This window comes from Thiopseudomonas acetoxidans, from assembly GCF_030362935.1.
GTDB classification, from domain to species: domain Bacteria; phylum Pseudomonadota; class Gammaproteobacteria; order Pseudomonadales; family Pseudomonadaceae; genus Thiopseudomonas; species Thiopseudomonas acetoxidans.
Window position 1 is genome coordinate 22675 of record NZ_JAUCDY010000012.1, and the last position, 22393, is coordinate 45067.

At 47.9% G+C, this 22393-nt stretch carries 32 protein-coding genes; 31 read left to right on the forward strand and 1 reads right to left on the reverse strand.

Translation table 11 applies throughout. From position 1 onward, the window contains the following. Window positions 1-9 precede the first annotated feature (9 nt). The 26 genes from rplB (at window position 10) to QEZ41_RS09710 (ending at window position 15588) form a co-directional block, all read left to right on the forward strand. Window positions 10-831 carry a 50S ribosomal protein L2 gene (rplB, locus tag QEZ41_RS09585; RefSeq protein WP_289411250.1) on the forward strand — a complete coding sequence of 274 codons (822 nt, stop codon included), beginning with the start codon at window positions 10-12 and terminating at the stop codon, window positions 829-831. Between the two features lie 13 nt (window positions 832-844). Further along, window positions 845-1120 (forward strand): 30S ribosomal protein S19, encoded by a 276-nt coding sequence (gene rpsS, locus QEZ41_RS09590; RefSeq protein ID WP_289411251.1) that lies wholly within the window; start codon window positions 845-847, stop codon window positions 1118-1120. 11 nt (window positions 1121-1131) lie between these two features. Continuing rightward, window positions 1132-1464: a 50S ribosomal protein L22 gene (rplV, locus tag QEZ41_RS09595; protein ID WP_289411252.1), complete on the forward strand. Its 333-nt coding sequence runs from the start codon at window positions 1132-1134 to the stop codon at window positions 1462-1464. A 13-nt stretch (window positions 1465-1477) separates the two neighbouring features. After that, a complete protein-coding gene (gene rpsC, locus QEZ41_RS09600; RefSeq protein ID WP_289411253.1) occupies window positions 1478-2164 on the forward strand; it encodes a 30S ribosomal protein S3 in 687 nt (228 codons plus the stop codon). Window positions 2165-2176: 12 nt separating this feature from the next. Further along, window positions 2177-2590, forward strand: coding sequence for a 50S ribosomal protein L16 (rplP, locus tag QEZ41_RS09605; RefSeq protein ID WP_289411254.1), 414 nt, complete (start codon window positions 2177-2179; stop codon window positions 2588-2590). Next, entirely contained in the window at window positions 2590-2781 is a 192-nt protein-coding gene (rpmC, locus tag QEZ41_RS09610; RefSeq protein ID WP_289411255.1) for a 50S ribosomal protein L29, read from the forward strand. The genes rplP and rpmC overlap by 1 nt, the downstream gene beginning before the upstream one ends. Before the next feature lie 2 nt (window positions 2782-2783). After that, window positions 2784-3050, forward strand: coding sequence for a 30S ribosomal protein S17 (gene rpsQ / locus QEZ41_RS09615; RefSeq protein WP_289411257.1), 267 nt, complete (start codon window positions 2784-2786; stop codon window positions 3048-3050). A 22-nt stretch (window positions 3051-3072) separates the two neighbouring features. Beyond that, window positions 3073-3441 (forward strand): 50S ribosomal protein L14, encoded by a 369-nt coding sequence (gene rplN, locus QEZ41_RS09620; RefSeq protein ID WP_289411258.1) that lies wholly within the window; start codon window positions 3073-3075, stop codon window positions 3439-3441. A 12-nt stretch (window positions 3442-3453) separates the two neighbouring features. After that, entirely contained in the window at window positions 3454-3768 is a 315-nt protein-coding gene (rplX, locus tag QEZ41_RS09625) for a 50S ribosomal protein L24 (protein WP_289411259.1), read from the forward strand. A gap of 19 nt (window positions 3769-3787) precedes the next feature. Beyond that, the gene (rplE, locus tag QEZ41_RS09630) at window positions 3788-4327 is read left to right on the forward strand and encodes a 50S ribosomal protein L5 (RefSeq protein ID WP_289411260.1); all 540 of its coding nucleotides are present in this window, start codon (window positions 3788-3790) and stop codon (window positions 4325-4327) included. 10 nt (window positions 4328-4337) lie between these two features. Beyond that, window positions 4338-4643, forward strand: coding sequence for a 30S ribosomal protein S14 (gene rpsN / locus QEZ41_RS09635; protein ID WP_289411261.1), 306 nt, complete (start codon window positions 4338-4340; stop codon window positions 4641-4643). A gap of 153 nt (window positions 4644-4796) precedes the next feature. Beyond that, window positions 4797-5189, forward strand: a complete 393-nt coding sequence (gene rpsH / locus QEZ41_RS09640; protein WP_289411262.1) for a 30S ribosomal protein S8 — start codon at window positions 4797-4799, stop codon at window positions 5187-5189. A gap of 11 nt (window positions 5190-5200) precedes the next feature. Then, entirely contained in the window at window positions 5201-5734 is a 534-nt protein-coding gene (rplF, locus tag QEZ41_RS09645) for a 50S ribosomal protein L6 (RefSeq protein WP_289411265.1), read from the forward strand. An 11-nt stretch (window positions 5735-5745) separates the two neighbouring features. Continuing rightward, complete coding sequence (gene rplR / locus QEZ41_RS09650; RefSeq protein ID WP_289411267.1) at window positions 5746-6096, forward strand: 50S ribosomal protein L18; 351 nt, start codon at window positions 5746-5748, stop codon at window positions 6094-6096. A 3-nt stretch (window positions 6097-6099) separates the two neighbouring features. Then, window positions 6100-6621 (forward strand): 30S ribosomal protein S5, encoded by a 522-nt coding sequence (rpsE, locus tag QEZ41_RS09655; protein WP_289411269.1) that lies wholly within the window; start codon window positions 6100-6102, stop codon window positions 6619-6621. 2 nt (window positions 6622-6623) lie between these two features. Beyond that, a complete protein-coding gene (gene rpmD, locus QEZ41_RS09660) occupies window positions 6624-6806 on the forward strand; it encodes a 50S ribosomal protein L30 (RefSeq protein ID WP_289411271.1) in 183 nt (60 codons plus the stop codon). A 3-nt stretch (window positions 6807-6809) separates the two neighbouring features. Then, a complete protein-coding gene (rplO, locus tag QEZ41_RS09665) occupies window positions 6810-7244 on the forward strand; it encodes a 50S ribosomal protein L15 (protein ID WP_289411273.1) in 435 nt (144 codons plus the stop codon). Further along, on the forward strand, window positions 7245-8576 hold the full coding sequence (gene secY / locus QEZ41_RS09670; RefSeq protein WP_289411274.1) for a preprotein translocase subunit SecY: 1332 nt from the start codon (window positions 7245-7247) through the stop codon (window positions 8574-8576). It abuts the gene before it with no gap. Between the two features lie 23 nt (window positions 8577-8599). Next, window positions 8600-8716, forward strand: a complete 117-nt coding sequence (gene rpmJ / locus QEZ41_RS09675) for a 50S ribosomal protein L36 (protein ID WP_289411275.1) — start codon at window positions 8600-8602, stop codon at window positions 8714-8716. Window positions 8717-8838: 122 nt separating this feature from the next. After that, entirely contained in the window at window positions 8839-9195 is a 357-nt protein-coding gene (rpsM, locus tag QEZ41_RS09680; protein ID WP_289411277.1) for a 30S ribosomal protein S13, read from the forward strand. Between the two features lie 30 nt (window positions 9196-9225). Further along, window positions 9226-9615 (forward strand): 30S ribosomal protein S11, encoded by a 390-nt coding sequence (gene rpsK / locus QEZ41_RS09685; RefSeq protein WP_289411279.1) that lies wholly within the window; start codon window positions 9226-9228, stop codon window positions 9613-9615. A 15-nt stretch (window positions 9616-9630) separates the two neighbouring features. Then, window positions 9631-10251 (forward strand): 30S ribosomal protein S4, encoded by a 621-nt coding sequence (gene rpsD, locus QEZ41_RS09690; protein WP_289411280.1) that lies wholly within the window; start codon window positions 9631-9633, stop codon window positions 10249-10251. A 22-nt stretch (window positions 10252-10273) separates the two neighbouring features. Next, entirely contained in the window at window positions 10274-11275 is a 1002-nt protein-coding gene (locus tag QEZ41_RS09695; protein ID WP_289411282.1) for a DNA-directed RNA polymerase subunit alpha, read from the forward strand. A 44-nt stretch (window positions 11276-11319) separates the two neighbouring features. Next, on the forward strand, window positions 11320-11706 hold the full coding sequence (rplQ, locus tag QEZ41_RS09700) for a 50S ribosomal protein L17 (RefSeq protein WP_289411283.1): 387 nt from the start codon (window positions 11320-11322) through the stop codon (window positions 11704-11706). A 449-nt stretch (window positions 11707-12155) separates the two neighbouring features. After that, entirely contained in the window at window positions 12156-14075 is a 1920-nt protein-coding gene (locus QEZ41_RS09705; protein ID WP_289411284.1) for a DUF1302 domain-containing protein, read from the forward strand. Window positions 14076-14223: 148 nt separating this feature from the next. Further along, complete coding sequence (locus QEZ41_RS09710; RefSeq protein WP_289411329.1) at window positions 14224-15588, forward strand: DUF1329 domain-containing protein; 1365 nt, start codon at window positions 14224-14226, stop codon at window positions 15586-15588. A gap of 61 nt (window positions 15589-15649) precedes the next feature. On the opposite strand, the gene queG is transcribed toward QEZ41_RS09710, so the two are convergent. Then, a complete protein-coding gene (gene queG, locus QEZ41_RS09715; RefSeq protein ID WP_289411286.1) occupies window positions 15650-16723 on the reverse strand; it encodes a tRNA epoxyqueuosine(34) reductase QueG in 1074 nt (357 codons plus the stop codon). Between the two features lie 107 nt (window positions 16724-16830). Between queG and tsaE the strand changes: the two genes are divergently transcribed. From tsaE to rlmN, 5 genes are all read left to right on the forward strand, one after another. Beyond that, the gene (gene tsaE / locus QEZ41_RS09720) at window positions 16831-17304 is read left to right on the forward strand and encodes a tRNA (adenosine(37)-N6)-threonylcarbamoyltransferase complex ATPase subunit type 1 TsaE (RefSeq protein ID WP_289411331.1); all 474 of its coding nucleotides are present in this window, start codon (window positions 16831-16833) and stop codon (window positions 17302-17304) included. Between the two features lie 7 nt (window positions 17305-17311). Next, on the forward strand, window positions 17312-18706 hold the full coding sequence (locus tag QEZ41_RS09725) for an N-acetylmuramoyl-L-alanine amidase (protein ID WP_289411287.1): 1395 nt from the start codon (window positions 17312-17314) through the stop codon (window positions 18704-18706). Then, window positions 18703-20553 carry a DNA mismatch repair endonuclease MutL gene (gene mutL / locus QEZ41_RS09730; protein WP_289411289.1) on the forward strand — a complete coding sequence of 617 codons (1851 nt, stop codon included), beginning with the start codon at window positions 18703-18705 and terminating at the stop codon, window positions 20551-20553. Before QEZ41_RS09725 ends, mutL begins: the two co-directional genes overlap by 4 nt. A 242-nt stretch (window positions 20554-20795) precedes the next feature. After that, a complete protein-coding gene (gene ndk, locus QEZ41_RS09735) occupies window positions 20796-21227 on the forward strand; it encodes a nucleoside-diphosphate kinase (protein WP_289411290.1) in 432 nt (143 codons plus the stop codon). A 24-nt stretch (window positions 21228-21251) separates the two neighbouring features. Then, the gene (gene rlmN / locus QEZ41_RS09740) at window positions 21252-22367 is read left to right on the forward strand and encodes a dual-specificity RNA methyltransferase RlmN (RefSeq protein WP_289411292.1); all 1116 of its coding nucleotides are present in this window, start codon (window positions 21252-21254) and stop codon (window positions 22365-22367) included. The last annotated feature ends 26 nt before the right edge of the window (window positions 22368-22393 follow it).

Here is a 22393-nt window from a genome sequence, read left to right on the forward strand (position 1 = left end):
AGGTGTATCATGGCAATTGTTAAAAGCAAGCCGACTTCTGCTGGACGCCGTTTTGTCGTTCGCGTAGTCAATAAGGAGCTGCACAAAGGCTCTCCTTATGCGCCGCTGCTGGAAAAGAAAACTAAAACCGGTGGCCGCAATAATAATGGTCGTATTACCACTCGTCACGTTGGTGGTGGTCACAAGCAACAATATCGTATTATCGATTTTCGTCGTAACAAAGACGGCATCCCTGCGACTGTTGAACGCTTAGAGTACGATCCAAACCGCAGTGCACACATTGCATTGCTTAAGTATGCAGACGGTGAGCGTCGCTATATTTTAGCACCTAAAGGTGTTAGTGCTGGCGAGCAGTTGCTGTCAGGCGAACATGCGCCTATCAAAGCGGGTAACACTTTACCGCTGCGTAGCATACCAGTAGGTTCTACCATTCACGGTATTGAGCTTAAGCCAGGTAAGGGTGCGCAAATGGCACGCTCTGCTGGTACTTCCGCTCAGTTGATTGCACGTGATGGAGCTTACGTTACTCTGCGTTTACGTTCAGGTGAAATGCGTAAAGTGTTAGCCGAATGTCGCGCAACTTTAGGCGAAGTTTCAAACCATGAACACTTCTTGCGCTCTTTAGGCAAGGCAGGTGCTTCACGTTGGGCGGGTATTCGTCCAAGCGTACGTGGTGCTGCGATGAACCCAGTTGATCACCCACATGGTGGTGGTGAAGGCCGTACTAAAGGTGGTCGCCATCCAGTTACTCCATGGGGTCGCCCAACTAAGGGTGGCAAAACCCGTACTAATAAGCGTACGAACAAGATGATCGTTCATCGCCGTAAATAATTGAGGATAACAAATGTCACGTTCTCTTAAGAAAGGTCCATTTATTGACCTTCACCTGTTAAAGAAGGTTGAGACTGCGGTTGAAAAGAACGATCGTAAACCAGTGAAAACTTGGTCACGTCGCTCAATGATACTACCGCAGATGGTTGGTCTAACTATTGCAGTTCACAACGGTCGTCAGCATGTACCTGTGTTGATCGGTGAAGATATGGTTGGTCATAAGTTAGGCGAATTTGCTGCAACACGTACCTATCGTGGTCACGTTGCAGACAAAAAAGGCAAGCGTTAAGGGGTGAGATGATGGAAGTAGCCGCAAAGTTATCGGGCGCTCGCATTTCTGCCCAAAAAGCCCGTTTGGTTGCTGACCAAATTCGCGGGAAGAAAGTAGATGAAGCGCTCAACCTACTAACTTTCAGCAGCAAAAAAGCTGCTGAGATTATTAAAAAAGTGCTTGAATCTGCGATAGCCAATGCCGAGCATAACGAAGGTGCTGATGTTGACGATTTAAGCGTCTCAACAGTCTTTGTTAACGAAGGGCGTTCGATGAAGCGTATCAGACCACGTGCCAAAGGCCGTGCAGATCGAATCATCAAGCGGTCTTGCCATATCACTGTCAAGGTCGCAGACAAGTAACGGAGTTTAACAGATGGGTCAGAAAGTACATCCCATAGGCATACGCCTGGGTATAGTCAAGGATCACGCATCGGTTTGGTATTCAGACAGCAAAAATTATGCTGACTACTTAAATGCCGATTTAGAAGCTCGTGCGTATCTATTCGACAAACTAAAAAACGCGTCCGTTAGCCGTGTCGAGATTGCTCGTCCGGCTCAGACAGCACGTATTACCATCCACACTGCTCGTCCTGGAATCATTATCGGGAAGAAAGGTGAGGATGTTGAAAAGCTGCGTCAGGACCTGACCAAGAAAATGGGTGTGCCCGTGCACATCAATATTGAAGAGATCCGCAAGCCGGAGCTTGACAGTATGCTCGTTGCTCAGAGCGTAGCTCAGCAGCTGGAGCGCCGTGTAATGTTCCGTCGTGCGATGAAGCGCGCGGTACAAAATGCAATGCGCATTGGTGCCAAAGGCATCAAAATCCAAGTGAGCGGTCGTCTTGGTGGTGCTGAAATTGCACGTACAGAATGGTATCGCGAAGGCCGTGTGCCATTGCACACGCTGCGCGCTGATATCGATTATGCCACCTATGAGGCGCACACCACTTACGGTGTGATTGGTGTGAAAGTTTGGATCTTTAAGGGCGAAGTTATTGGCGGCCGTACAGAAGAAACTAAACCAACATCACCAGCGCCACGTAAAAAAGCTGCACGTTAAGGAGTACGCAACATGTTACAACCAAAGCGTACGAAGTTCCGCAAGATGATGACAGGCCACAACCGTGGTCTAGCTCAACGCGGAAGCAAGGTTAGCTTCGGCGAGTATGCTCTTAAAGCTACTGGTCGCGGTCGACTCACTGCGCGTCAGATTGAAGCCGGCCGTCGTGCCCTTACACGTCACGTTAAGCGTGGCGGTAAAATCTGGATTCGCGTTTTCCCTGACAAGCCAATTACCAAGAAGCCCTTAGAAGTACGTATGGGTAAAGGTAAAGGTTCAGTAGAGTATTGGGTAGCTTTGATTCAGCCCGGAAAAGTACTTTACGAGATTGAAGGTGTTACAGAAGAATTGGCGCGTGAAGCTTTTGCTTTAGCTGCTGCTAAATTGCCTGTCGCAACATCTTTTGTTAAGCGGACGGTGATGTGATGAAAGCTAACGAACTTCGTGAAAAAACAGTAGAGCAACTCAAAGAGCAATTGCTGCAATTATTGCGTGATCAGTTTAATTTGCGTATGCAAAAAGCCACTGGTCAGTTGTCGCAGTCGCACCTGCTCACACAAGTTAGACGCGATATTGCCCGCGTTAAAACTGTGCTCAACCAGAAGGCAGGTAACTAATCATGGCTGAAGCTCAGAAAGTTATTCGTACACTGACGGGTCGTGTTGTCAGTGACAAAATGGATAAAACAATCACCGTGCTCATCGAGCGTCGCGTCAAGCACCCTGTGTACGGTAAATATCTTAAGCGTTCGACAAAACTGCACGCGCACGATGAAACCAATCAATGCCAAGTGGGCGACAAGGTCACTATTAGTGAAACCCGTCCACAATCTAAGACTAAGTCTTGGGCTTTGGTTGAAGTTGTCGAGCGCGCAGAAGTTGTTTAGGACCTAGGGTCGGAGAGATTTTATGATTCAGACTCAATCTATGCTCGATGTCGCTGATAACAGCGGTGCACGTCGTGTAATGTGTATTAAGGTTCTAGGTGGTTCACACCGTCGCTATGCCCGTATCGGGGACATCATTAAGGTCACCGTTAAGGAAGCAATTCCACGTGGTAAAGTTAAAAAGGGCCAGGTAATGACCGCTGTGGTTGTGCGTACCGCTCATGGTGTACGTCGCCCAGATGGTTCAATCATTCGTTTCGATGGCAATGCTGCTGTGTTGTTAAACAACAAGCAAGAGCCAATCGGTACCCGCATCTTCGGACCAGTGACGCGTGAACTTCGTACAGAGAAGTTTATGAAAATCGTCTCACTGGCGCCTGAAGTGCTGTAAGGAGTAGCCGTCATGCAAAAGATTCGTCGTAACGACGAGATCATCGTCATCGCCGGCAAGGATAAAGGCAAACGTGGTAAGGTGCAGAAAATATTAGCAGACGGTCGCGTACTCGTGGCTGGCGTTAATATGGTCAAGCGTCATACCAAGCCTAATCCGATGTCCGGACAACAAGGCGGTATCGTCGAGAAAGAAGCACCAATCCATGCTTCAAACGTGGCTATTTTCAATAGCGAAACCAACAAAGCAGATCGCGTAGGTTTCAAAGTTGAGGATGGCGAGAAAATTCGTGTTTTCAAGTCGACCAATAAACCGGTCCAGGCTTGAGGCGGCTAGGTAAATAACCATGGCACGATTGAAAGAAATTTTTCGGAAAGAAATTGCACCTAAGATTAAAGAAGAGCTTAAGCTTAGCAACGTAATGGAAGTTCCGCGTGTAACAAAGATTACACTTAACATGGGTCTGGGCGAGGCAGTAACTGACAAAAAGGTTATTGAAAACGCTGTTGCAGACCTTGAAAAAATCACTGGTCAAAAGCCGATTGTGACTTATTCACGTAAGTCTATCGCGGGTTTTAAAATTCGTGACGGCTGGCCGATTGGGGTTAAAGTTACGCTGCGTAACGATCGCATGTATGAGTTCCTGGATCGTTTGCTCTCAATTTCCCTGCCACGTGTACGTGACTTCCGTGGTTTAAATCCACGTTCGTTTGACGGTCGCGGTAACTACAGCATGGGTGTTAAAGAGCAAATCATTTTCCCGGAAATTGATTACGACAAGATCGACGCACTACGTGGTTTAGATATCACTCTAACCACTACAGCGCGTAACGATGAAGAAGGGCGTGCACTATTGTCCGGCTTCAAATTCCCATTCCGTAACTGAGGACTAGCTCATGGCTAAGAAAGGTATGATTAATCGTGAGCTGAAGCGTCAGCAAACGGTTGCCAAGTACGCCGAAAGACGTGCTGCCCTTAAAGCAATTATCGCTAATCCTAAGTCGACTGAAGAAGAACGCTGGGATGCGCAGGTTGCTTTACAAAAGCAACCACGTGACGCAAGCGCCGCGCGTTTGCGTAACCGTTGTCGCGTAACCGGCCGTCCTCACGGTGTATACCGTAAGTTTGGCTTAGGCCGCAACAAGTTGCGTGAGGCAGCGATGCGTGGAGATGTACCAGGTTTAGTTAAATCTAGCTGGTAATCCAAGCGAAATCGAAAAAAAACGAACAAGCCCCAATCGGGGCTTGCTTCGTCTGTAAAGAATCATTAAAATGCTCGGCTCACAAGAGCTAGTGTTTTCTTGTGCGTGTAACCAGCGATCAGCTGGTTTTATTAATCTAGGAGTTAAAAGCCCATGAGTATGCAGGACCCGTTAGCAGATATGCTGACTCGTATCCGTAATGCCCAGATGGCTGAAAAATCTGTTGTAAGCATGCCTTCTTCATCACTAAAAGTTGCAGTAGCTGAAGTGTTGAAGACTGAAGGTTACGTCACAGACTATCAGATCAGCGGAGATGCTAAGCCTCTGTTGTCCATCGAATTAAAATATTTCGAAGGCCGTCCGGTTATAGAAGAACTGAAGCGTGTAAGTCGTCCTGGCTTGCGTCAGTACAAATCCGTTGATCAGTTACCGAAAGTGCGTGCAGGTTTAGGTGTAGCTATTGTCTCTACCAGTAAAGGTGTGATGACAGACAGAGCTGCGCGAGCTGCAGGTATCGGTGGCGAAGTTCTTTGTAGCGTTTTCTAAGGGGAGTAGGCATGTCAAGAATTGCTAATAACCCCGTTAAACTTCCAGCTGGCGTTGAGTTCAAACTTAGCGGTCAGGAAGTTTCGGTGAAAGGTGCTAAAGGCACTTTGCAAATGAATTTACATCCAGCAGTGGAAGTTACCCAGGATTCTGGTGAGCTACGTTTTGCTCCGCGTAATGGCGATCAGCAATCACGTGCTATGGCTGGAACAACGCGCGCACTGATTAACAACATGGTTACTGGTGTTAGCCAAGGCTTCGAGCGTAAATTACAGCTAGTTGGTGTTGGTTTTCGTGCTCAAGTAACAGGCAAAGTACTCAACCTGTCTTTGGGCTTCTCACACCCAATCGAATATCAATTGCCTGAGGGTGTAACCGCAGAAACACCTAGTGCTACTGATATTTTGATTCGTGGTATTGATAAGCAGGTGTTAGGTCAGGTTGCTGCTGAAATCCGCGACTTCCGTCGTCCAGAGCCTTACAAAGGCAAGGGTGTACGCTACGCTGATGAAGAAGTACTTCGTAAAGAAGCTAAGAAGAAATAGGGCCAAGCAAAATGAACGATAAAAAAGTTTCAAGAATACGTCGCGCTCGTAAAGCACGTTTAAAAATGCGCGAGCTCGAAGTAGTTCGCCTTTGCGTGCACCGTTCTTCGCAGCATATTTATGCGCAAGTCATCTCAGCAGATGGACAAAAGGTGCTAGCAAGCGCGTCAACTTTAGATAAACAGTTGCGTGAACAAGCTACTGGAAATATCGAAGCAGCCAAAAAAGTGGGTCAGCTTATTGCTGAGCGTGCTAAAGCTGCGGGCATAAGCCAGGTTGCTTTTGACCGTTCTGGATTTAAGTACCATGGCCGTGTGCAAGCACTGGCTGATGCTGCTCGTGAAGGCGGGCTGGAGTTCTAATTTATGTCAAATCACGAGCAAAGACGCGATAAGCGTGATGAAAGTCGCGATGAAGGCTACATTGAGAAATTAGTCCAAGTAAATCGTGTAGCTAAAACAGTTAAAGGTGGTCGTATCTTCACCTTTACCGCACTGACTGTAGTTGGTGATGGTAATGGACGTGTTGGTTATGGCCGTGGCAAGTCCCGCGAAGTACCAGCTGCTATTCAAAAAGCAATGGAAGCAGCGCGCCGCAATATGATTCAAGTTGAATTGGACGGCACCACACTGCAGTACCCAATCAGAGCAAACCATGGTGCATCGAATATATACATGCAGCCTGCTTCTGAAGGTACGGGTGTAATTGCTGGCGGCGCTATGCGCGCAGTGTTGGAAGTTGCTGGAGTGCAGAACGTATTAGCCAAGTGCTATGGTTCTACTAACCCAGTTAACGTTGTTCAAGCGACCTTTAAAGGTCTGAAGAACATGCAATCCCCTGCTGCAATTGCTGCTAAGCGTGGCAAAAGTGTCGAGGAGATTCTTTAACCATGTCGCAAGCTAAAATTAAAGTGACTCAAGTCAAGAGCACTAATGGGCGTATACAAAGCCATAAAGCCTGTGTGCGCGGCTTAGGCCTGCGTCGTATTAATCACACCGTTGAGGTTCTGGATACCCCGGAAAATCGCGGCATGATCAATAAGGCTTACTACTTACTCCGTGTGGAGGGCTAAATCATGCAATTAAACGATTTACGTTCAGCACCAGGTTCGCGTCCAAGCAAAACACGCTTGGGTCGTGGTATTGGTAGCGGTTCAGGCAAAACTGCAGGTCGTGGTCACAAAGGTTTGAGTTCACGTTCTGGCGGTAAAGTTGCGCCAGGTTTCGAGGGTGGTCAACAGCCTTTGTACCGTCGTTTGCCAAAGTTTGGTTTTACTTCATTGAAATCCTTAAGTCGCGCTGAAGTTCGTACTTCAGAGTTGGCTAAAGTGGATGGTGATTTAGTAACGCTGCTTACTTTGAAAGAAGCAAACGTTATTGGCTTAAATGTCAAAAGCGTAAAAGTAATGCTATCCGGCGAAGTTGGCCGTGCTGTCACCCTTAAGGGTGTTGCAGCTACCAAAGGCGCTCGCGAAGCTATCATCGCAGCTGGCGGAAAAGTCGAGGAATAAATGGCAAAGCAAGGTTCTCTCCCTGCATTAGGCGGTGCTGGTTTGTCCGAGCTCTGGGCACGCTTGCGCTTCTTAATCTTAGCAATCATCGTTTATCGTATTGGCGCACATATTCCTGTGCCCGGTATTAACCCAGATCGCTTAGCAGATTTGTTTAGACAGAATGAGGGAACCATACTCAGCCTGTTCAACATGTTTTCTGGTGGTGCACTGGAGCGCATGAGTATTTTTGCATTAGGTATTATGCCGTATATTTCGGCTTCTATTATCATGCAGCTCATGACCGCGGTCAGCCCACAGCTAGCTCAGTTGAAAAAAGAAGGCGAAGCCGGTCGACGTAAAATCAGCAAGTACACCCGTTACGGCACCTTGGTGCTGTCATTGGTGCAGGCTTTTGGCATGTCGATGGGCTTAGCGAGTCAAGGAGTTGCCTTTAACACCGCCTTTAACTTCTATTTCATTGCTATCACTACTTTTGTAGCTGGAGCAATGTTCTTGATGTGGTTAGGTGAGCAAATTACAGAGCGTGGTATCGGTAACGGCATTTCAATGCTTATTTTTGCCGGTATTGTCGCGGGCTTACCAGGTGCTATAGGTCAGTCATTCGAGTCCGCGCGTCAAGGTGATATTAATATTATCGCTCTGATTGTTGTGGCTTTAATCGCTGTTGCCATTATTGGTTTTGTGGTCTTTATTGAGCGTGGTCAGCGCCGTATTACGGTGAACTACGCTAAGCGTCAGCAGGGACGTAAAGTTTTTGCCGCACAGCAAAGCCACTTGCCCTTGAAGGTCAACATGGCGGGCGTAATTCCTGCAATTTTTGCTAGTAGTATCTTGCTGTTCCCAGCGTCATTAGGGCAATGGTTTGGTCAGTCAGAAAGCATGGGCTGGCTGTCGGATATTTCTCAGTCTTTAGCTCCCGGGCAGCCGTTAAACATTATTTTGTTTAGTGCGGGTATTATTTTCTTCTGTTTCTTCTATACAGCGTTGATGTTTAACCCTAAGGAAGTCGCAGAGAATTTGAAGAAGTCCGGTGCTTTTATTCCCGGAATTCGTCCCGGTGATCAATCAGCACGTTATATCGATGGTGTTCTTACACGCTTAACAGTGTTCGGTTCGCTGTATATGACTGCAGTTTGCTTGTTACCACAATTCTTAGTGGTTGCGGCAAATGTTCCTTTTTATCTTGGTGGGACATCGTTATTGATCGTGGTAGTGGTTGTCATGGACTTTATGGCTCAAGTACAATCGCACCTCGTTTCTAACCAGTACGAATCCCTAATGAAAAAATCAAACCTTAAAGGCTATGGCAGCAGTGGTATGATGCGCTAGCCCTTAAGGCTTAGGAGTGTGTGATGAAAGTTCGTGCATCGGTTAAAAAACTTTGCCGTAATTGCAAAATCATTCGTCGTGAAGGTGTTATTCGAGTGATTTGTAAGGCAGAGCCACGTCACAAGCAGCGCCAAGGCTAATTGTGTTGTGTTTATTGCTTGCTAGCTAGTGCGCTAGTGAGTGTAATGTAATTACAGCTATATAACTTGTATTCGTTCTTGGCTTCCAGGGTACAAGTAGCTGTCAAATGGAGTTAGATTGAATGGCCCGTATTGCAGGCGTTAACATTCCAGATAACAAGCATGCTGTTATCTCGCTGACCTATATTTACGGTATAGGGCGCCCCTCTGCACAGAAATTGTGTGCGGCGACTGGTGTAAATCCAGCAGCAAAAATCCAAGACCTGACTGAAGATCAGATCGAACAGTTGCGCGTAGAAGTTGCCAAGTTAACTACTGAAGGTGACCTACGTCGTGAAGTCAGCATGAACATTAAGCGCTTGATGGACCTAGGTTGCTTCCGCGGCCTGCGTCACCGTCGTAGCTTACCTGTTCGTGGTCAACGCACTAAAACCAACGCTCGTACCCGTAAAGGTCCGCGCAAGCCGATCCGCAGATAATAGCATTGGTTTAAGAATAGGAATTTGATTATGGCTAAAGCAGCTGCTCGTCCTCGTAAGAAGGTCAAAAAGACCGTGGTTGATGGCATCGCCCATATCCACGCCTCTTTTAATAATACAATTGTTACAATCACAGACCGTCAGGGTAATGCTCTATCATGGGCAACTTCAGGTGGTTCAGGTTTCCGCGGTTCTCGTAAGAGTACACCTTTTGCTGCACAGGTTGCAGCAGAGCGTGCAGGCCAAGCGGCACTTGAATACGGTCTGAAAAATCTTGAAGTCAACGTTAAGGGTCCAGGTCCAGGCCGTGAGTCTGCCGTACGTGCTCTTAATGGTTGTGGCTATAAAATATCCAGCATCACAGACGTGACGCCAATCCCTCATAATGGTTGTCGTCCGCCGAAGAAGCGTCGCGTGTAAAGGAGACGGTTAAAAATGGCACGTTATATTGGTCCAAAATGCAAACTGTCCCGTCGTGAAGGCACAGATCTTTTCTTAAAGAGCGGCTCACGCGCGATTGAATCTAAATGTAATCTTGAAGCTGCACCTGGTCAGCATGGTCAGCGTCGCAGTCGTTTATCTGAGTACGGTACTCAGTTGCGCGAAAAGCAAAAAGTTCGTCGTATCTACGGTGTTTTAGAGCGTCAGTTTGCTAACTACTACACTGAAGCTGCACGTCGTAAAGGTTCAACGGGTGAAAACCTGCTGCAACTTTTAGAGTGCCGCTTGGATAACGTTGTATACCGTATGGGTTTTGGTGCAACTCGTGCTGAATCTCGTCAGTTGGTATCGCACAAAGCGATCAGTATCAATGGTAAGACGGTAAACATTCCTTCTTATCAGGTACAGCCAGGTGATGTGATTGCGGTTCGTGAAAAATCCAAAAATCAATTACGTATCGCCCAGGCGCTTGAGTTATGCACTCAACGTGGCCGTGTAGAGTGGGTTGATGTTGATGCAGAGAAAAAGTCTGGCGTGTTCAAGAATATTCCTGAGCGCACTGATCTGTCTGCAGACATTAATGAGAGCCTGATCGTCGAGCTCTACTCTAAGTAAGGGCAAGAAAATAGGTGAATCCATGCAGATTTCGGTAAATGAGTTTCTAACTCCTCGTCAAATTGTTGTTGACTCGATCAGCCCAACGCGTTCTAAGATTACCTTAGAGCCGCTAGAGCGTGGCTTCGGTCATACTCTAGGTAATGCACTGAGACGTATCCTTTTGTCTTCAATGCCTGGTTGCGCTGTTGTTGAAGTTGAGATCGACGGTGTGGAACATGAATACAGCGCCATTGAAGGTGTGCAGGAAGATGTGATTGAAATCCTGCTTAACCTCAAAGGCTTGGCTGTAATAATGCACGGTCGTGATGAGGTTACACTTAGCTTAAGCAAAAAAGGGCCGGGCGTAGTTACTGCAGCCGATATTCAGCTGGATCATGATGTGGAAATCGTTAATGGCGACCACGTTATTGCCAATCTGGCTGAGAAAGGTGCGCTAAATATGAAGCTACGAATTGTTCGTGGTCGTGGTTATGAGCCAGCTGATACCCGCTTTGCGGATGTTGACGAGTCTCGTAGCATTGGTCGCTTGCAGTTGGATGCTTCTTTCAGCCCAGTTCGCCGCGTAGCTTATGTAGTGGAGAATGCTCGGGTTGAGCAGCGTACCGACCTTGACAAGTTAGTTATTGAATTAGAAACCAATGGTACCTTGGATCCTGAAGAAGCAATTCGCCGCTGTGCAACAATTATGCAGCATCAGTTGGCTGCTTTTGTTGACTTACAGGCTGAGGTTGAGCAGGTTGAAGAGCAGCCCGAAGACGAAGTCGATCCGGTATTACTCAGACCAGTTGATGATCTTGAGCTAACGGTTCGTTCGGCTAACTGCTTGAAAGCTGAAAGCATCTATTACATTGGTGACCTGATTCAGCGTACTGAGGTTGAGTTACTTAAAACACCTAACCTAGGTAAAAAGTCTTTAACTGAAATTAAAGACGTACTAGCTCAACGCGGTCTATCACTCGGTATGCGCCTAGATAACTGGCCGCCGGCAAGTTTGAAGAAGGATGATAAGGCGACTGCCTAATCATTATAGTCACCGAACTAGAGTGTTTGGTAAGGAATTAAATCATGCGTCATCGTAAAAGTGGCCGTCAACTGAGCCGTACAAGCGCCCACCGCAAGGCCATGTTTCAAAACATGGCTGTGTCGCTGTTCGAGCATGAACTGATTAAAACTACATTGCCTAAAGCTAAAGAACTGCGTCGTGTTGCAGAGCCGCTAATTACTTTAGCCAAGGTTGATAGTGTTGCTAACCGTCGTTTAGCTTTTGCCCGCACACGCTCGAAAGAAGCAGTTGGTAAATTGTTTAATGACCTTGGCAAGCGTTATGCTGAGCGTCCAGGTGGTTATGTGCGTATTCTAAAGTGCGGCTTCCGTGCTGGTGATAACGCGCCTATGGCTTATGTTGAGTTAGTCGACCGTCCAATTGCTGGCGAAGTCGTTGCTGACGATTAATAAGTTATAGCGTTATAAAAAACCGAGCTTTTTAGCTCGGTTTTTTTATGTCCAAAATTTATAGCCTGGATGACGGGTTCATCTTTGGTCGTATGCTGATTGCGTAATTGCGATGCGCAAGACAAAGTAATAGTTGTTATTAATTTGCATGAACCTTATACAAGCTATTGATATATATAGGCTTTCATGGTTTGGTCTATGGGCTTAATATAAGAGAAATACGTGCGTGTGGCACTTTTGTATTGGCTTTGTTTAACGATTTGGTGACTTTGTAGTCGGTTTTTTTTGTGGCAGGCTAAGTACAGCTTTAGAAAAGACAGTTCAGGGATAGGCCGATAACAACAGAGACGAGCAGGCAACTGCTTGTTTATCGGCAAAAAAAAGCAATGTTGTTTTGTTTGGCTTTTTTAAAATATAGCTTTAATAATTATAATTAACACTGGAGCGGCATGATGAAGACAACAACTAAGCAACTTTGGCGTTTGGCCAAGTTACCTTTCGCAGTGAGTTTAGCCACAGCACTGGCGGCACCAGCTGCTGCCATTACCTTCGATATGGGCGAGATAGAAGGCTCCTTCGATAGCTCCTTGTCCGTAGGGGCGAGCTGGTCAACAGCCAAACGCGATAAGCGTTTTATTGGTAACGCCAATGGCGGAACCGGCTATACGCAAACCGGTGATGATGGACGACTGAACTTTAAGCGTGGCGATACTTTTTCTAAAATATTTAAAGGTTTGCACGACTTAGAGCTGCGTTATCAGGACACTGGGGTGTTTGTGCGTGGTAAATACTGGTATGACTTTAAATTACACGACCAGAACCTGCGCCATCCTGATCCACAAAAGCGTAGCATCAGCAATAAAGGACGTAAAGAAGGCGCGAAAACACGTGGTGCTGAAGTTTTGGATGCCTTTGTTTTCCATAACTACATGATTGGCGATCAGCCGGGTACTGTGCGTCTGGGTAAGCAAGTTGTGAGCTGGGGTGAAAGTACTTTCATTATGAACTCCATCAACTCGATCAACCCGATTGACGTGTCTGCATTCCGTCGTCCGGGTGCCGAGCTGAAAGAAGGCCTGATTCCGGTCAACATGTTCTATGTTTCCCAGAGCATCACCGACCGCCTGTCAGCCGAAGCCTTTTATCAGCTGAGCTGGAAGCAAACTGTCGTGGATAACTGTGGCACCTTCTTCTCCAGCGCTGATGTGGCGGCGGATGGATGTAATGATAATTATTATATTCTAGACTCGGAATATACCAAGCTGCTAAGCGATAACTTACCTACAGTGAAAGGTTTGCTCGCTACGATGGGACCGGCTGGAGCTCCAATACTCAATGCAGTAAACGGAATCGAGTATGGTCCTGAGGGGATGAAAATTCGTCGCGGAAAAGATAATAAAGCCAAAGACGATGGGCAGTGGGGTATGGCGCTGCGCTGGATGGGTGACAATACCGAGTATGGTGCGTATTTTATGAATTATCATAGTCGCACTCCATTTTTGAGCATGCAAAATGCTGATGCTCAAACGCAAGGGGCGATAAATCAGCTGATTGGAGCGGTTGGAACCTTTCCAGTAGCCTTGCGGCCATTAGTTCCAACGTTAGGGTTGGCAACAGCGGTGGCAAATGCCCGATATTATATGGACTATCCTGAGGATATTCGTCTGTATGGTTTGAGTTTTTCTACTACCCTGCCAACAGGTACAGCGTGGCAAGGAGAAGTCAGCTATAGGCCAAACGCACCAGTGCAGATCAATACTCAGCAAATGACCCTCGCTCTGGGGTCTATTGTTAATCCGAATGCACCTGGCTGGCAAAATCGAAACCCAAGTGCAATTCAGAAAGGTTACAAACGCAAAGAAATAACTCAGCTGCAAACCACTTTTACTCACTTTTTTGATCAAGTATTGGGTGCAGAGCGCGCGACATTAGTTGGCGAAATTGGTTATGTGCATGTGGGTGGGTTGGAAAGTAAGCGTAATGCTCAAAGCATTCGTTATGGGCGTGACCCAATTTACGGTGTGATTGGTAGTGCCGTTGATCCCACTGGTAGCTCTGTGGATCGATATGGTGATCATGGCTTCGTCACCAAAAACTCCTGGGGCTACCGTCTGCGCGGTGTGTTGGACTACAACAACGCTTTTGCAGGGGTGAACTTGCATCCTAGCGTGGCATTCTCCCACGATGTGGATGGTTATGGCCCTAATGGTCTATTTAACGAAGGAGCTAAGGCAGCGAGCTTTGGTCTGGATGGCGTTTACCAAAACACCTACACCGCTGGCCTGTCGTACACCAACTTCTTTGATGGTCGTTACAACACCATGAAGGATCGCGACTTTGTTTCTTTGACCTTTGGTATGAACTTCTGATTTATGGCTGTAGGAGCGCATCTTATGCGCGATGATGTAACCCTCGGAACTATAAAGGTTGCGCATTAAGATACGCTCTTACGGCCTGAGACAATAACTGCGCAAAAATTCAAATAAATTACGCACAAGCAGGAAGACTAAAATGAAAATGAAAACCACATTAATGCAAGGCAGCGTCACTTTTGCGCTGTCTTTATTTGCCGCGAGCGTGATGGCTGCGGTATCGCCTGAACAGGCCGCTAAGCTGGGTAATGAGTTAACACCCTTTGGCGCAGAGAAAGCCGGCAATGCTGCTGGTACTATTCCAGCGTGGACTGGCGGTTTGCCAACCAATGCGGCGAAGGTTGATGAGCGCGGCTTTATGGATGACCCGTATGCGGGTGAGCAACCGGAGTTTGTGATTACTGCGCAGAATATGGACCAGTACAAGGACAAGCTTACGCCCGGCCAGCAAGCCATGTTTAAGCGTTATCCCGACACCTATAAAATGAAGGTGTATAAAACCCATCGCTCAGCCACCATGCCGCAAGAGGTTATCGATGCAACTAAGGATAACGCGGTGCAAACCAATTTGGTGCAGGGCGGTAATGGTCTAGAGCACTTCAAAGTTGCTAACGCTTTCCCTATACCGCAAAACGGTCTTGAGGTGATTTGGAACCATATCACTCGCTATCGTGGTGGTAGTGTGAAGCGTAAAGTGACGCAGGCAACGCCACAGGCGAACGGCTCCTACTCGCTGGTGTACTTCGATGAGCAGTTTGTGTTCCCAAACAAGCTTAAAGACCATGACCCAAGCAAGCCAACCAATATTTTGTTTTACTTCAAACAAAGTGTTACTGCACCGGCACGTTTGGCGGGTAATGTGCTGTTAGTGCATGAAACCGTTGACCAGATTAAAGAGCCGCGTATGGCTTGGTTGTATAACGCCGGTCAGCGCCGCGTGCGTCGTGCCCCGCAGGTTTCCTACGACGGTCCGGGTACAGCGGCTGATGGTATGCGTACATCCGATAACCTGGATATGTATAACGGTGCGCCGGATCGCTATAACTGGGAGCTGCACGGCAAGAAGGAAATGTATATTTCCTACAACAACTACCGTCTGGACTCGCCCGAGCTTAAGTACAGCGACATTCTGAAGGCCGGCCACATCAATCAGGACTTGCCACGCTACGAGCTGCACCGTGTCTGGCATGTAACCGCAACCCTGAAAGAAGGCGAGCGTCATATCTATGCCAAACGTGACTTCTACATTGATGAGGACACTTGGCAGGCCGCTGTTATCGATCATTACGACGGTCGCGGAAACCTGTGGCGTGTAGCCGAAGCGCATGCGTTGCAGTACTTTGCTCAGCAGGTGCCTTGGTATGCGGTGGAAACTCTGTATGACGTACAATCAGGTCGCTACTTGGCGCTGGGTATGAAAAACGAAGAGCGTCGTTCGTATGAGTTTAATATCGAAGCAACTTCGGGTGAGTTCACTCCAGCTGCTTTGCGTCAGGCAGGTGTACGCTAAGTTAGCAAACTAAAACATCGGTAGCGTGGGCGACTGAGCAGGTCGTTCGCGCTATTGGTGTTTATTTATATCCTTTCAAATCATGCTGCTCTAGCGCCCATTGCACATGCTCTCTTACAGTTGCGCTGGGGTATTCAATACGGCTTTTTAAGGCTTCAATCACACTAATACAACTGGGTGCATTACCCAACCCAACGGCTAGATTGCGCAACCAGTTTTCATAGCCGGTACGTCTAATGGGTGAGCCTTGGGTGCGTTCAAGAAACTCTTCCTCAGTCCAACGAAATAAATCGATCAAACTGCCGTTATCTAAGTGCTGTCTAGGTGAGAAGTCTTCTTCTTGGGTGGTCTTACTAAAGCGGTTCCAAGGGCAGACAATTTGGCAATCATCACAACCAAACACCCTATTGCCTATTAGTGGGCGTAGCTCAAGCGGGATGGCGCCTTTGAGCTCAATGGTTAAATAAGATATACAGCGGCGTGCATCTAGGATGTAAGGGCCGACAAAAGCTTGAGTAGGGCAGCGATCTAGACAGGCGGTGCACGAACCGCAATGGTTGCTGGCTTGGCGTTCGTCCTCAGGTAGCGGAATATCGACAAAAATTTCACCCAAGAAAAAGAAGCTGCCTGCAGTGCGATTCAGCAGCAGGGTGTTTTTACCAATCCAGCCCAGGCCAGCATTGCGAGCTAGGGCAGACTCGAGTACGGGAGCGCTATCAACAAAAACCCTATAGTTGAGCGGCTCAATTTCAAGTTTGATACGTTCGGCAAGCTGCTGCAGACGTTTGCGCATCAGTTTATGGTAGTCGCGCCCCAGAGCATAACGGGAAATATAGGCTAAACTTGGCTGCTTTAGGGTTTCCAGCATGTGTGTATCGGCAGGCACATAATTCATACGCACAGAAATTACCCGCAGGGTGCCGGGCATTAGTTCTGTAGGTCTAGAACGCAGGGTGCCGTGCTTGGCTAAATAATCCATTTCGCCGTGATAGTTGGCGGCAAGATAGCTAAGCAGATGCGGTTCATCCGCGCTTAGGTCGGTGCCGCTGATGCCCACGTCGGCAAAGCCTAGTTCATTACCCCATTGCTTAATGCATTGAGCTAATGGCTGTAAAGCGGAATTTTGTTCGGTCATCGTGCAGACATGTAGGTATAATTTGCGGATATGCAGTATAACAAGGGGTAAAGGCGTTGAGTAATGAATGTTCGGGCGCATTTACTCAGGGTTTGCAAGGCGGGGATATGTCGGAGATTGAACTTTTTTTAGCTGACGAGGCACAAACCTTGGCGTTGGGTACGCAGTTGGCACGTTTGACCGCTGGACATGGCTTGTTGTTTTTACAGGGTGATCTAGGAGCGGGGAAAACGACCTTATCGCGTGGAATTATCCAAGGTTTAGGTCACCAAGGAGCGGTTAAGAGCCCCACCTTTACCCTAGTAGAACCCTATGTTGTAGGTGACTTGCAGCTGTGGCATTTTGATCTGTATCGCCTAGCTGACCCAGAAGAGTTGGAGTTTTTGGGCATACGCGATTACTTGGCCGACGATGATTTATGCATTATTGAATGGCCGCAGAAGGGCCAAGGCGTTTTGCCAGAGCCTGATTTGCATATTAGTATATACACTCACCAGCAAGGACGACGGGTTGTATTAACGCCTTATAGTACGCGCGCAAAAAACTGGTGTGCGGCTGTGGCACAATTAAACCGCCTGTGAGGTAAGTATGCGGCTGCGTTTTTTCTTAGCAACTCTTGTGCTGTGCATGCTTTTTCCCATGCAGGTTTTTGCTGCCACAGATATTAAAGGGGTGCGCTTATGGCGTGCGCCGGATAACACGCGGCTGGTTTTCGACCTTAGCGGTCCGGTTACGCACAATGTGTTTGCGCTGGACAGCCCGGAACGTATCGTCATTGATGTTAAAAGTACGCGACTGTCCGCAGATCTTAAAGCGATCCTGGAACAAAAGTCACCCATAAAAGATGTGCGTGTAGGTTTGCAAGCTAATGAGCTGCGTATCGTGTTGGATATGGCGGCAAAGGTTACACCTAAGAGCTTTACTTTGGCGCCAAACCAACAGTATGGCCACCGCTTGGTTGTGGATCTCTATGATGAGAAAGGTACTACAGGCAACAAGGCTGAGCCCACCGTTCCCATAACGGTGCCTAGCACACCGATTTCAACCGCTAAAACCCCAGCCACTTATAAGCAGCGTGACATTGTTATTGCCATTGATGCGGGTCATGGTGGTGAGGACCCAGGTGCTATTGGTCCGCGCGGATTGAAGGAAAAAGATGTGGTGCTAGCTATAGCTAAAGAGCTACAACGCCAAATCAATGCTGAGAAAGGATTTCGAGCAGAATTAGTACGCACCGGTGATTATTTTATTCCGCTGCGCAAACGTACAGACATTGCGCGCAAAAAAAATGCTGACATGTTCATCTCCGTGCATGCCGATGCTGCACCGCGCGCTTCGGCATACGGGGCATCGGTCTATGCTTTATCTGATCGTGGAGCGACTTCAGAAACAGCGCGCTGGCTGGCCGATAGCGAGAACCGCTCGGATCTTATTGGCGGTGCAGGCAATGTGAGTTTAGGCGATAAGGATCAAGTATTGGCGGGTGTGTTGTTGGATCTGTCGATGACGGCTTCTTTGGCTTCAAGTTTGGATGTCGGACAGAAAATATTAAACCAGATGGGCAATGTCACGCGGCTGCATAAAGCACGCGTTGAGCAAGCCGGATTTATGGTGCTTAAATCACCGGATATGCCTTCGATTTTGGTCGAGACCGGCTTTATTACCAACCCAGCAGAATCGCGTAAGCTGGCGAACCGCTCCCACCAAATGGCAATAGCCCGTTCAATTCATACTGGGGTTAAACAGTTTTTTTATAGTAATCCGCCGGCGGGCACTTACGTCGCTGCACAACGTGATGCAGGGAAGACATTGATTGGCCCACTGCAGCACGTGGTTAAATCGGGTGAGAGTGTTTCGATTTTAGCGTTGCGCTATCAGGTTTCTATCGCAGAGATTCGCCGAGCCAATAAATTAAAAGGTGACACCATTCATATAGGTCAAAAATTGACTATTCCAGCACGGACTTTGGCGGCACAACCATGAGTAACACAGCGGTTATCCACTTACTAAGTCCACTGTTAGCCAACCAAATTGCAGCGGGTGAGGTGGTAGAGCGTCCTGCCTCTGTAGCCAAAGAGTTGCTTGAAAATGCACTGGATGCTGGCGCTAATCGCATTGATATTGAAGCGGAAGAAGGTGGCGTTAAGTTACTGCGTATCCGTGATAACGGTCGTGGTATCGCGCACCAACAACTGCCTTTGGCACTAGAGCGCCATGCAACTAGCAAGATAGTGGAGCTGGCTGATCTTGAGGGGGTGTCGACCTTGGGTTTTCGTGGCGAAGCTTTGGCATCTATAAGCTCGGTTTCACGCCTGTGCTTAACCTCGCGTACAGCCGATGCTGAGCAGGCTTGGCAGGTAGAAGCGCAAGGGCGACAAATGGAGCCGTTGGTGCAACCCGCCGCGCATCCGCAGGGAACTACGGTGCAGGTGAGCGATCTGTTTTATAACACCCCTGCGCGCCGTAAGTTTTTGCGTACCGAAAGGACCGAATTTGACCATTTACAAGAAGTAGTCAAGCGCATGGCGCTGGCGCGTTTTGATGTGGCCTTTCATTTGCGCCATAACAACCGCTCAATTTATGCCTTGCACAGCGCAACCGATGAGCAGAGCAAAGCACGGCGTATCGCCCAGCTATTAGGTGATGAGTTTATGGAGCAGGCGCTGCCCATCGACATAGAGCGCAATGGGTTGCGGCTGTGGGGTTGGGTTGGCTTGCCGACATTTTCCCGCAGCCAGGCGGATATGCAGTATTTTTATGTCAACGGCAGAACCGTGCGTGACAAGCTGGTCGGTCATGCGGTGCGCCAAGCCTATCGCGATGTGCTGTATGGCGGCAGATTTCCAGCCTTTGTCCTGTATCTAGAATTAGATCCCAATAAAGTGGATGTTAACGTGCATCCCACTAAGCATGAGGTGCGCTTTCGTGATGGGCGCTCTGTGCATGATTTTCTTTATTCAGCACTGAACCGCACTTTGGCTGAAGTACGTCCGGGTGATGCCGTCAGTGCACCAGCAAGCAGTCAGATGCTTGCACCTTCTGCGGTAACGGGTGTGATGGCCGGCGAGTTTGCTGGGCAAAATGAGCTAGGTTTGCGTGACAGCCCGACGGAGCAGTCCAATATTTCTGCAAGATCGTTTGGCTACGACAGCCGTTCAACGGTGAATTTTAGCGCCCCTCAATCACAGGCTTATCAGGCTTTTACTGCGCCACTGATGGGTGAAAACACTGTAGCCGAAACTGAAATCCCACCCTTGGGCTATGCCATCGCGCAACTGAAAGGAATTTACATATTGGCGGAAAATCAACTTGGGCTGGTGTTGGTGGATATGCACGCTGCCCACGAGCGCGTGATGTACGAGCGTTTGAAAACAGCGATGGCGCAAGAAGGTTTGCGCGGACAGCCGTTGCTGGTGCCGCAAACGCTGAGCCTAAGTGCGCGTGAGATTGATTGCGCTGAGCAAAATGCGCAGTGGTTTAATCAGTTAGGTTTTGAATTGCAGACGTTGGGTGAAGAAAGTATCGCGATTCGCCAAATCCCAGCATTACTTAAGCAGGCGCACGCTGCGGACTTGGTGCAAGCGGTGTTGGCGGATTTGATGGAGTACGGCAGCAGTGACCGGGTTCAGGCGCATATTAACGAGCTGCTCGCGACTATGTCGTGCCATGGCGCTGTACGCGCTAACCGACAATTGAGCATTGCAGAAATGAATGCATTGTTGCGTGATATGGAAATCACCGAGCGTAGTGGCCAGTGCAATCATGGCCGCCCGACTTGGACACAGTTGAACATGACAGAGTTGGATGCTTTGTTTTTGCGTGGCCGGTAAACCAGCTGCCGCAGCACAGACTGTGGTGTCGCCGCCTATCTTCTGCTCTGCGGTGCAGTCAAAATTGCACTAGAGTAGAGCGTTCATTAAAATCAGATTTACAGTGCGAACTCTATACGCAGAGTACCTACGCTTTTAGCAAGAAAACCCGTATAATCTGCGGGTTTAGGTTGGGACTACTTTAAGCGAGTATTAACTTGCTTGGGTGTTCTTTTTTTAATTTTTTATCTTTGGAGTTTTCCATGGCCGTACAACGTACGTTTTCCATCATTAAGCCTGATGCAGTGGCAAAAAATGTTATCGGTGAAATCACCACCCGTTTCGAAAAAGCAGGTTTGCGTGTAGTTGCTTCGAAAATGGTTCAACTGTCTGCGCGTGAAGCAGGTGGTTTCTACGCTGAGCACAAAGAGCGTCCTTTTTTTAATGACTTGGTAAACTTTATGACTTCCGGCCCTGTGATTGTGCAGGTTCTTGAGGGCGAAGACGCTATTGCCAAAAACCGCGAATTGATGGGTGCAACTAACCCTAAAGAAGCGGCAGCGGGAACTATCCGTGCTGATTTCGCTCAGTCTATTGATGAAAACGCTGTCCACGGTTCTGATTCAGAAGAAGCAGCAGCACGTGAAATCGCGTTCTTCTTTGCCAGCACTGAGCTGTGCGATCGCATTCGCTAATTGAGCGATTGACTAGGTGAGTCCATGAATCAAGCCGTACCTGAAAAAATTAACCTGTTGGGTTTAACTTTGCCGCAAATGGAAGCGTTTTTTGCCGATTTAGGCGAAAAGCGTTTTCGTGCGGCACAGGTGATGAAATGGATTCACCACTTTGGCGTGGACAACTTTGTGGACATGACCAATGTGGGTAAGGCACTGCGGGAGAAGCTCGAGCGCAGTGCCTATATTCAAGGCCCTGAAGTTGTCAGTGAAGATATTTCTGAAGATGGCACACGCAAGTGGGTGATTCGTGTGGCGTCAGGCAGTTGTGTTGAAACGGTTTACATCCCGCAAAATAATCGCGGCACGCTCTGTGTTTCATCCCAAGCGGGCTGTGCGCTGGATTGCAGCTTTTGTTCGACCGGTAAACAAGGTTTTAATAGTGATCTGACAGCCGCAGAAATTATCGGTCAGGTGTGGATAGCCAATAAGTCCTTTGGCAGTGTGCCGGGTAAAATAGATAGAGCCATTACTAACGTGGTGATGATGGGCATGGGTGAGCCGTTGCTCAACTTTGATAATGTCGTGGCAGCCATGCATATTATGCTGGACGATTTTGGTTATGGTATTTCCAAGCGTAAAGTCACTCTATCCACTGCGGGTGTGGCGCCGATGCTGGACCGACTGGCTGAAGAAATCGATGTGGCTTTAGCCCTGTCCTTGCATGCTCCTAATGATGAATTACGCAATCAATTGGTGCCGATCAATAAAAAATATCCTTTAGCTGTAATATTAGATTCCTGTCAGCGTTATATCAGCAGTTTGGGTGAAAAGCGTTATTTAACGGTTGAGTACACACTGTTAAGTGGGGTTAATGACCAGCCTGAGCATGCTCAGCAGCTGAGTGAGTTGCTAAAAGATATACCCTGTAAAATTAACCTGATACCTTTTAATCCGTTTCCATATTCAGGTTACGAACGACCTAGCAATAATGCGATACGTCGTTTTCAAGATGCTCTGCATAATGCTGGTTACAATGTTACTGTACGTACCCCGCGTGGCGATGACATAGATGCCGCCTGTGGTCAGCTGGTTGGTCAGGTGCAAGACAAAACAAAACGCAGCGAGCGTTATATTGCCGTACGCCAGCTTGAAGTTTAGTAAAGGGGTGCGTGTTTTTAATGGAG

Excerpts from the sequence above, each read along its gene's own strand:
- rplB (WP_289411250.1), top strand. The coding sequence starts at position 10 with ATGGCAATTGTTAAAAGCAAGCCGACTTCTGCTGGACGCCGTTTTGTC.
- rpsS (WP_289411251.1), top strand. The coding sequence starts at position 845 with ATGTCACGTTCTCTTAAGAAAGGTCCATTTATTGACCTTCACCTGTTA.
- rplV (WP_289411252.1), top strand. The coding sequence starts at position 1,132 with ATGGAAGTAGCCGCAAAGTTATCGGGCGCTCGCATTTCTGCCCAAAAA.
- rpsC (WP_289411253.1), top strand. The coding sequence starts at position 1,478 with ATGGGTCAGAAAGTACATCCCATAGGCATACGCCTGGGTATAGTCAAG.
- rplP (WP_289411254.1), top strand. The coding sequence starts at position 2,177 with ATGTTACAACCAAAGCGTACGAAGTTCCGCAAGATGATGACAGGCCAC.
- rpmC (WP_289411255.1), top strand. The coding sequence starts at position 2,590 with ATGAAAGCTAACGAACTTCGTGAAAAAACAGTAGAGCAACTCAAAGAG.
- rpsQ (WP_289411257.1), top strand. The coding sequence starts at position 2,784 with ATGGCTGAAGCTCAGAAAGTTATTCGTACACTGACGGGTCGTGTTGTC.
- rplN (WP_289411258.1), top strand. The coding sequence starts at position 3,073 with ATGATTCAGACTCAATCTATGCTCGATGTCGCTGATAACAGCGGTGCA.
- rplX (WP_289411259.1), top strand. The coding sequence starts at position 3,454 with ATGCAAAAGATTCGTCGTAACGACGAGATCATCGTCATCGCCGGCAAG.
- rplE (WP_289411260.1), top strand. The coding sequence starts at position 3,788 with ATGGCACGATTGAAAGAAATTTTTCGGAAAGAAATTGCACCTAAGATT.
- rpsN (WP_289411261.1), top strand. The coding sequence starts at position 4,338 with ATGGCTAAGAAAGGTATGATTAATCGTGAGCTGAAGCGTCAGCAAACG.
- rpsH (WP_289411262.1), top strand. The coding sequence starts at position 4,797 with ATGAGTATGCAGGACCCGTTAGCAGATATGCTGACTCGTATCCGTAAT.
- rplF (WP_289411265.1), top strand. The coding sequence starts at position 5,201 with ATGTCAAGAATTGCTAATAACCCCGTTAAACTTCCAGCTGGCGTTGAG.
- rplR (WP_289411267.1), top strand. The coding sequence starts at position 5,746 with ATGAACGATAAAAAAGTTTCAAGAATACGTCGCGCTCGTAAAGCACGT.
- rpsE (WP_289411269.1), top strand. The coding sequence starts at position 6,100 with ATGTCAAATCACGAGCAAAGACGCGATAAGCGTGATGAAAGTCGCGAT.
- rpmD (WP_289411271.1), top strand. The coding sequence starts at position 6,624 with ATGTCGCAAGCTAAAATTAAAGTGACTCAAGTCAAGAGCACTAATGGG.
- rplO (WP_289411273.1), top strand. The coding sequence starts at position 6,810 with ATGCAATTAAACGATTTACGTTCAGCACCAGGTTCGCGTCCAAGCAAA.
- secY (WP_289411274.1), top strand. The coding sequence starts at position 7,245 with ATGGCAAAGCAAGGTTCTCTCCCTGCATTAGGCGGTGCTGGTTTGTCC.
- rpmJ (WP_289411275.1), top strand. The coding sequence starts at position 8,600 with ATGAAAGTTCGTGCATCGGTTAAAAAACTTTGCCGTAATTGCAAAATC.
- rpsM (WP_289411277.1), top strand. The coding sequence starts at position 8,839 with ATGGCCCGTATTGCAGGCGTTAACATTCCAGATAACAAGCATGCTGTT.
- rpsK (WP_289411279.1), top strand. The coding sequence starts at position 9,226 with ATGGCTAAAGCAGCTGCTCGTCCTCGTAAGAAGGTCAAAAAGACCGTG.
- rpsD (WP_289411280.1), top strand. The coding sequence starts at position 9,631 with ATGGCACGTTATATTGGTCCAAAATGCAAACTGTCCCGTCGTGAAGGC.
- QEZ41_RS09695 (WP_289411282.1), top strand. The coding sequence starts at position 10,274 with ATGCAGATTTCGGTAAATGAGTTTCTAACTCCTCGTCAAATTGTTGTT.
- rplQ (WP_289411283.1), top strand. The coding sequence starts at position 11,320 with ATGCGTCATCGTAAAAGTGGCCGTCAACTGAGCCGTACAAGCGCCCAC.
- QEZ41_RS09705 (WP_289411284.1), top strand. The coding sequence starts at position 12,156 with ATGATGAAGACAACAACTAAGCAACTTTGGCGTTTGGCCAAGTTACCT.
- QEZ41_RS09710 (WP_289411329.1), top strand. The coding sequence starts at position 14,224 with ATGAAAACCACATTAATGCAAGGCAGCGTCACTTTTGCGCTGTCTTTA.
- queG (WP_289411286.1), bottom strand. The coding sequence starts at position 16,723 with ATGACCGAACAAAATTCCGCTTTACAGCCATTAGCTCAATGCATTAAG.
- tsaE (WP_289411331.1), top strand. The coding sequence starts at position 16,831 with ATGTCGGAGATTGAACTTTTTTTAGCTGACGAGGCACAAACCTTGGCG.
- QEZ41_RS09725 (WP_289411287.1), top strand. The coding sequence starts at position 17,312 with ATGCGGCTGCGTTTTTTCTTAGCAACTCTTGTGCTGTGCATGCTTTTT.
- mutL (WP_289411289.1), top strand. The coding sequence starts at position 18,703 with ATGAGTAACACAGCGGTTATCCACTTACTAAGTCCACTGTTAGCCAAC.
- ndk (WP_289411290.1), top strand. The coding sequence starts at position 20,796 with ATGGCCGTACAACGTACGTTTTCCATCATTAAGCCTGATGCAGTGGCA.
- rlmN (WP_289411292.1), top strand. The coding sequence starts at position 21,252 with ATGAATCAAGCCGTACCTGAAAAAATTAACCTGTTGGGTTTAACTTTG.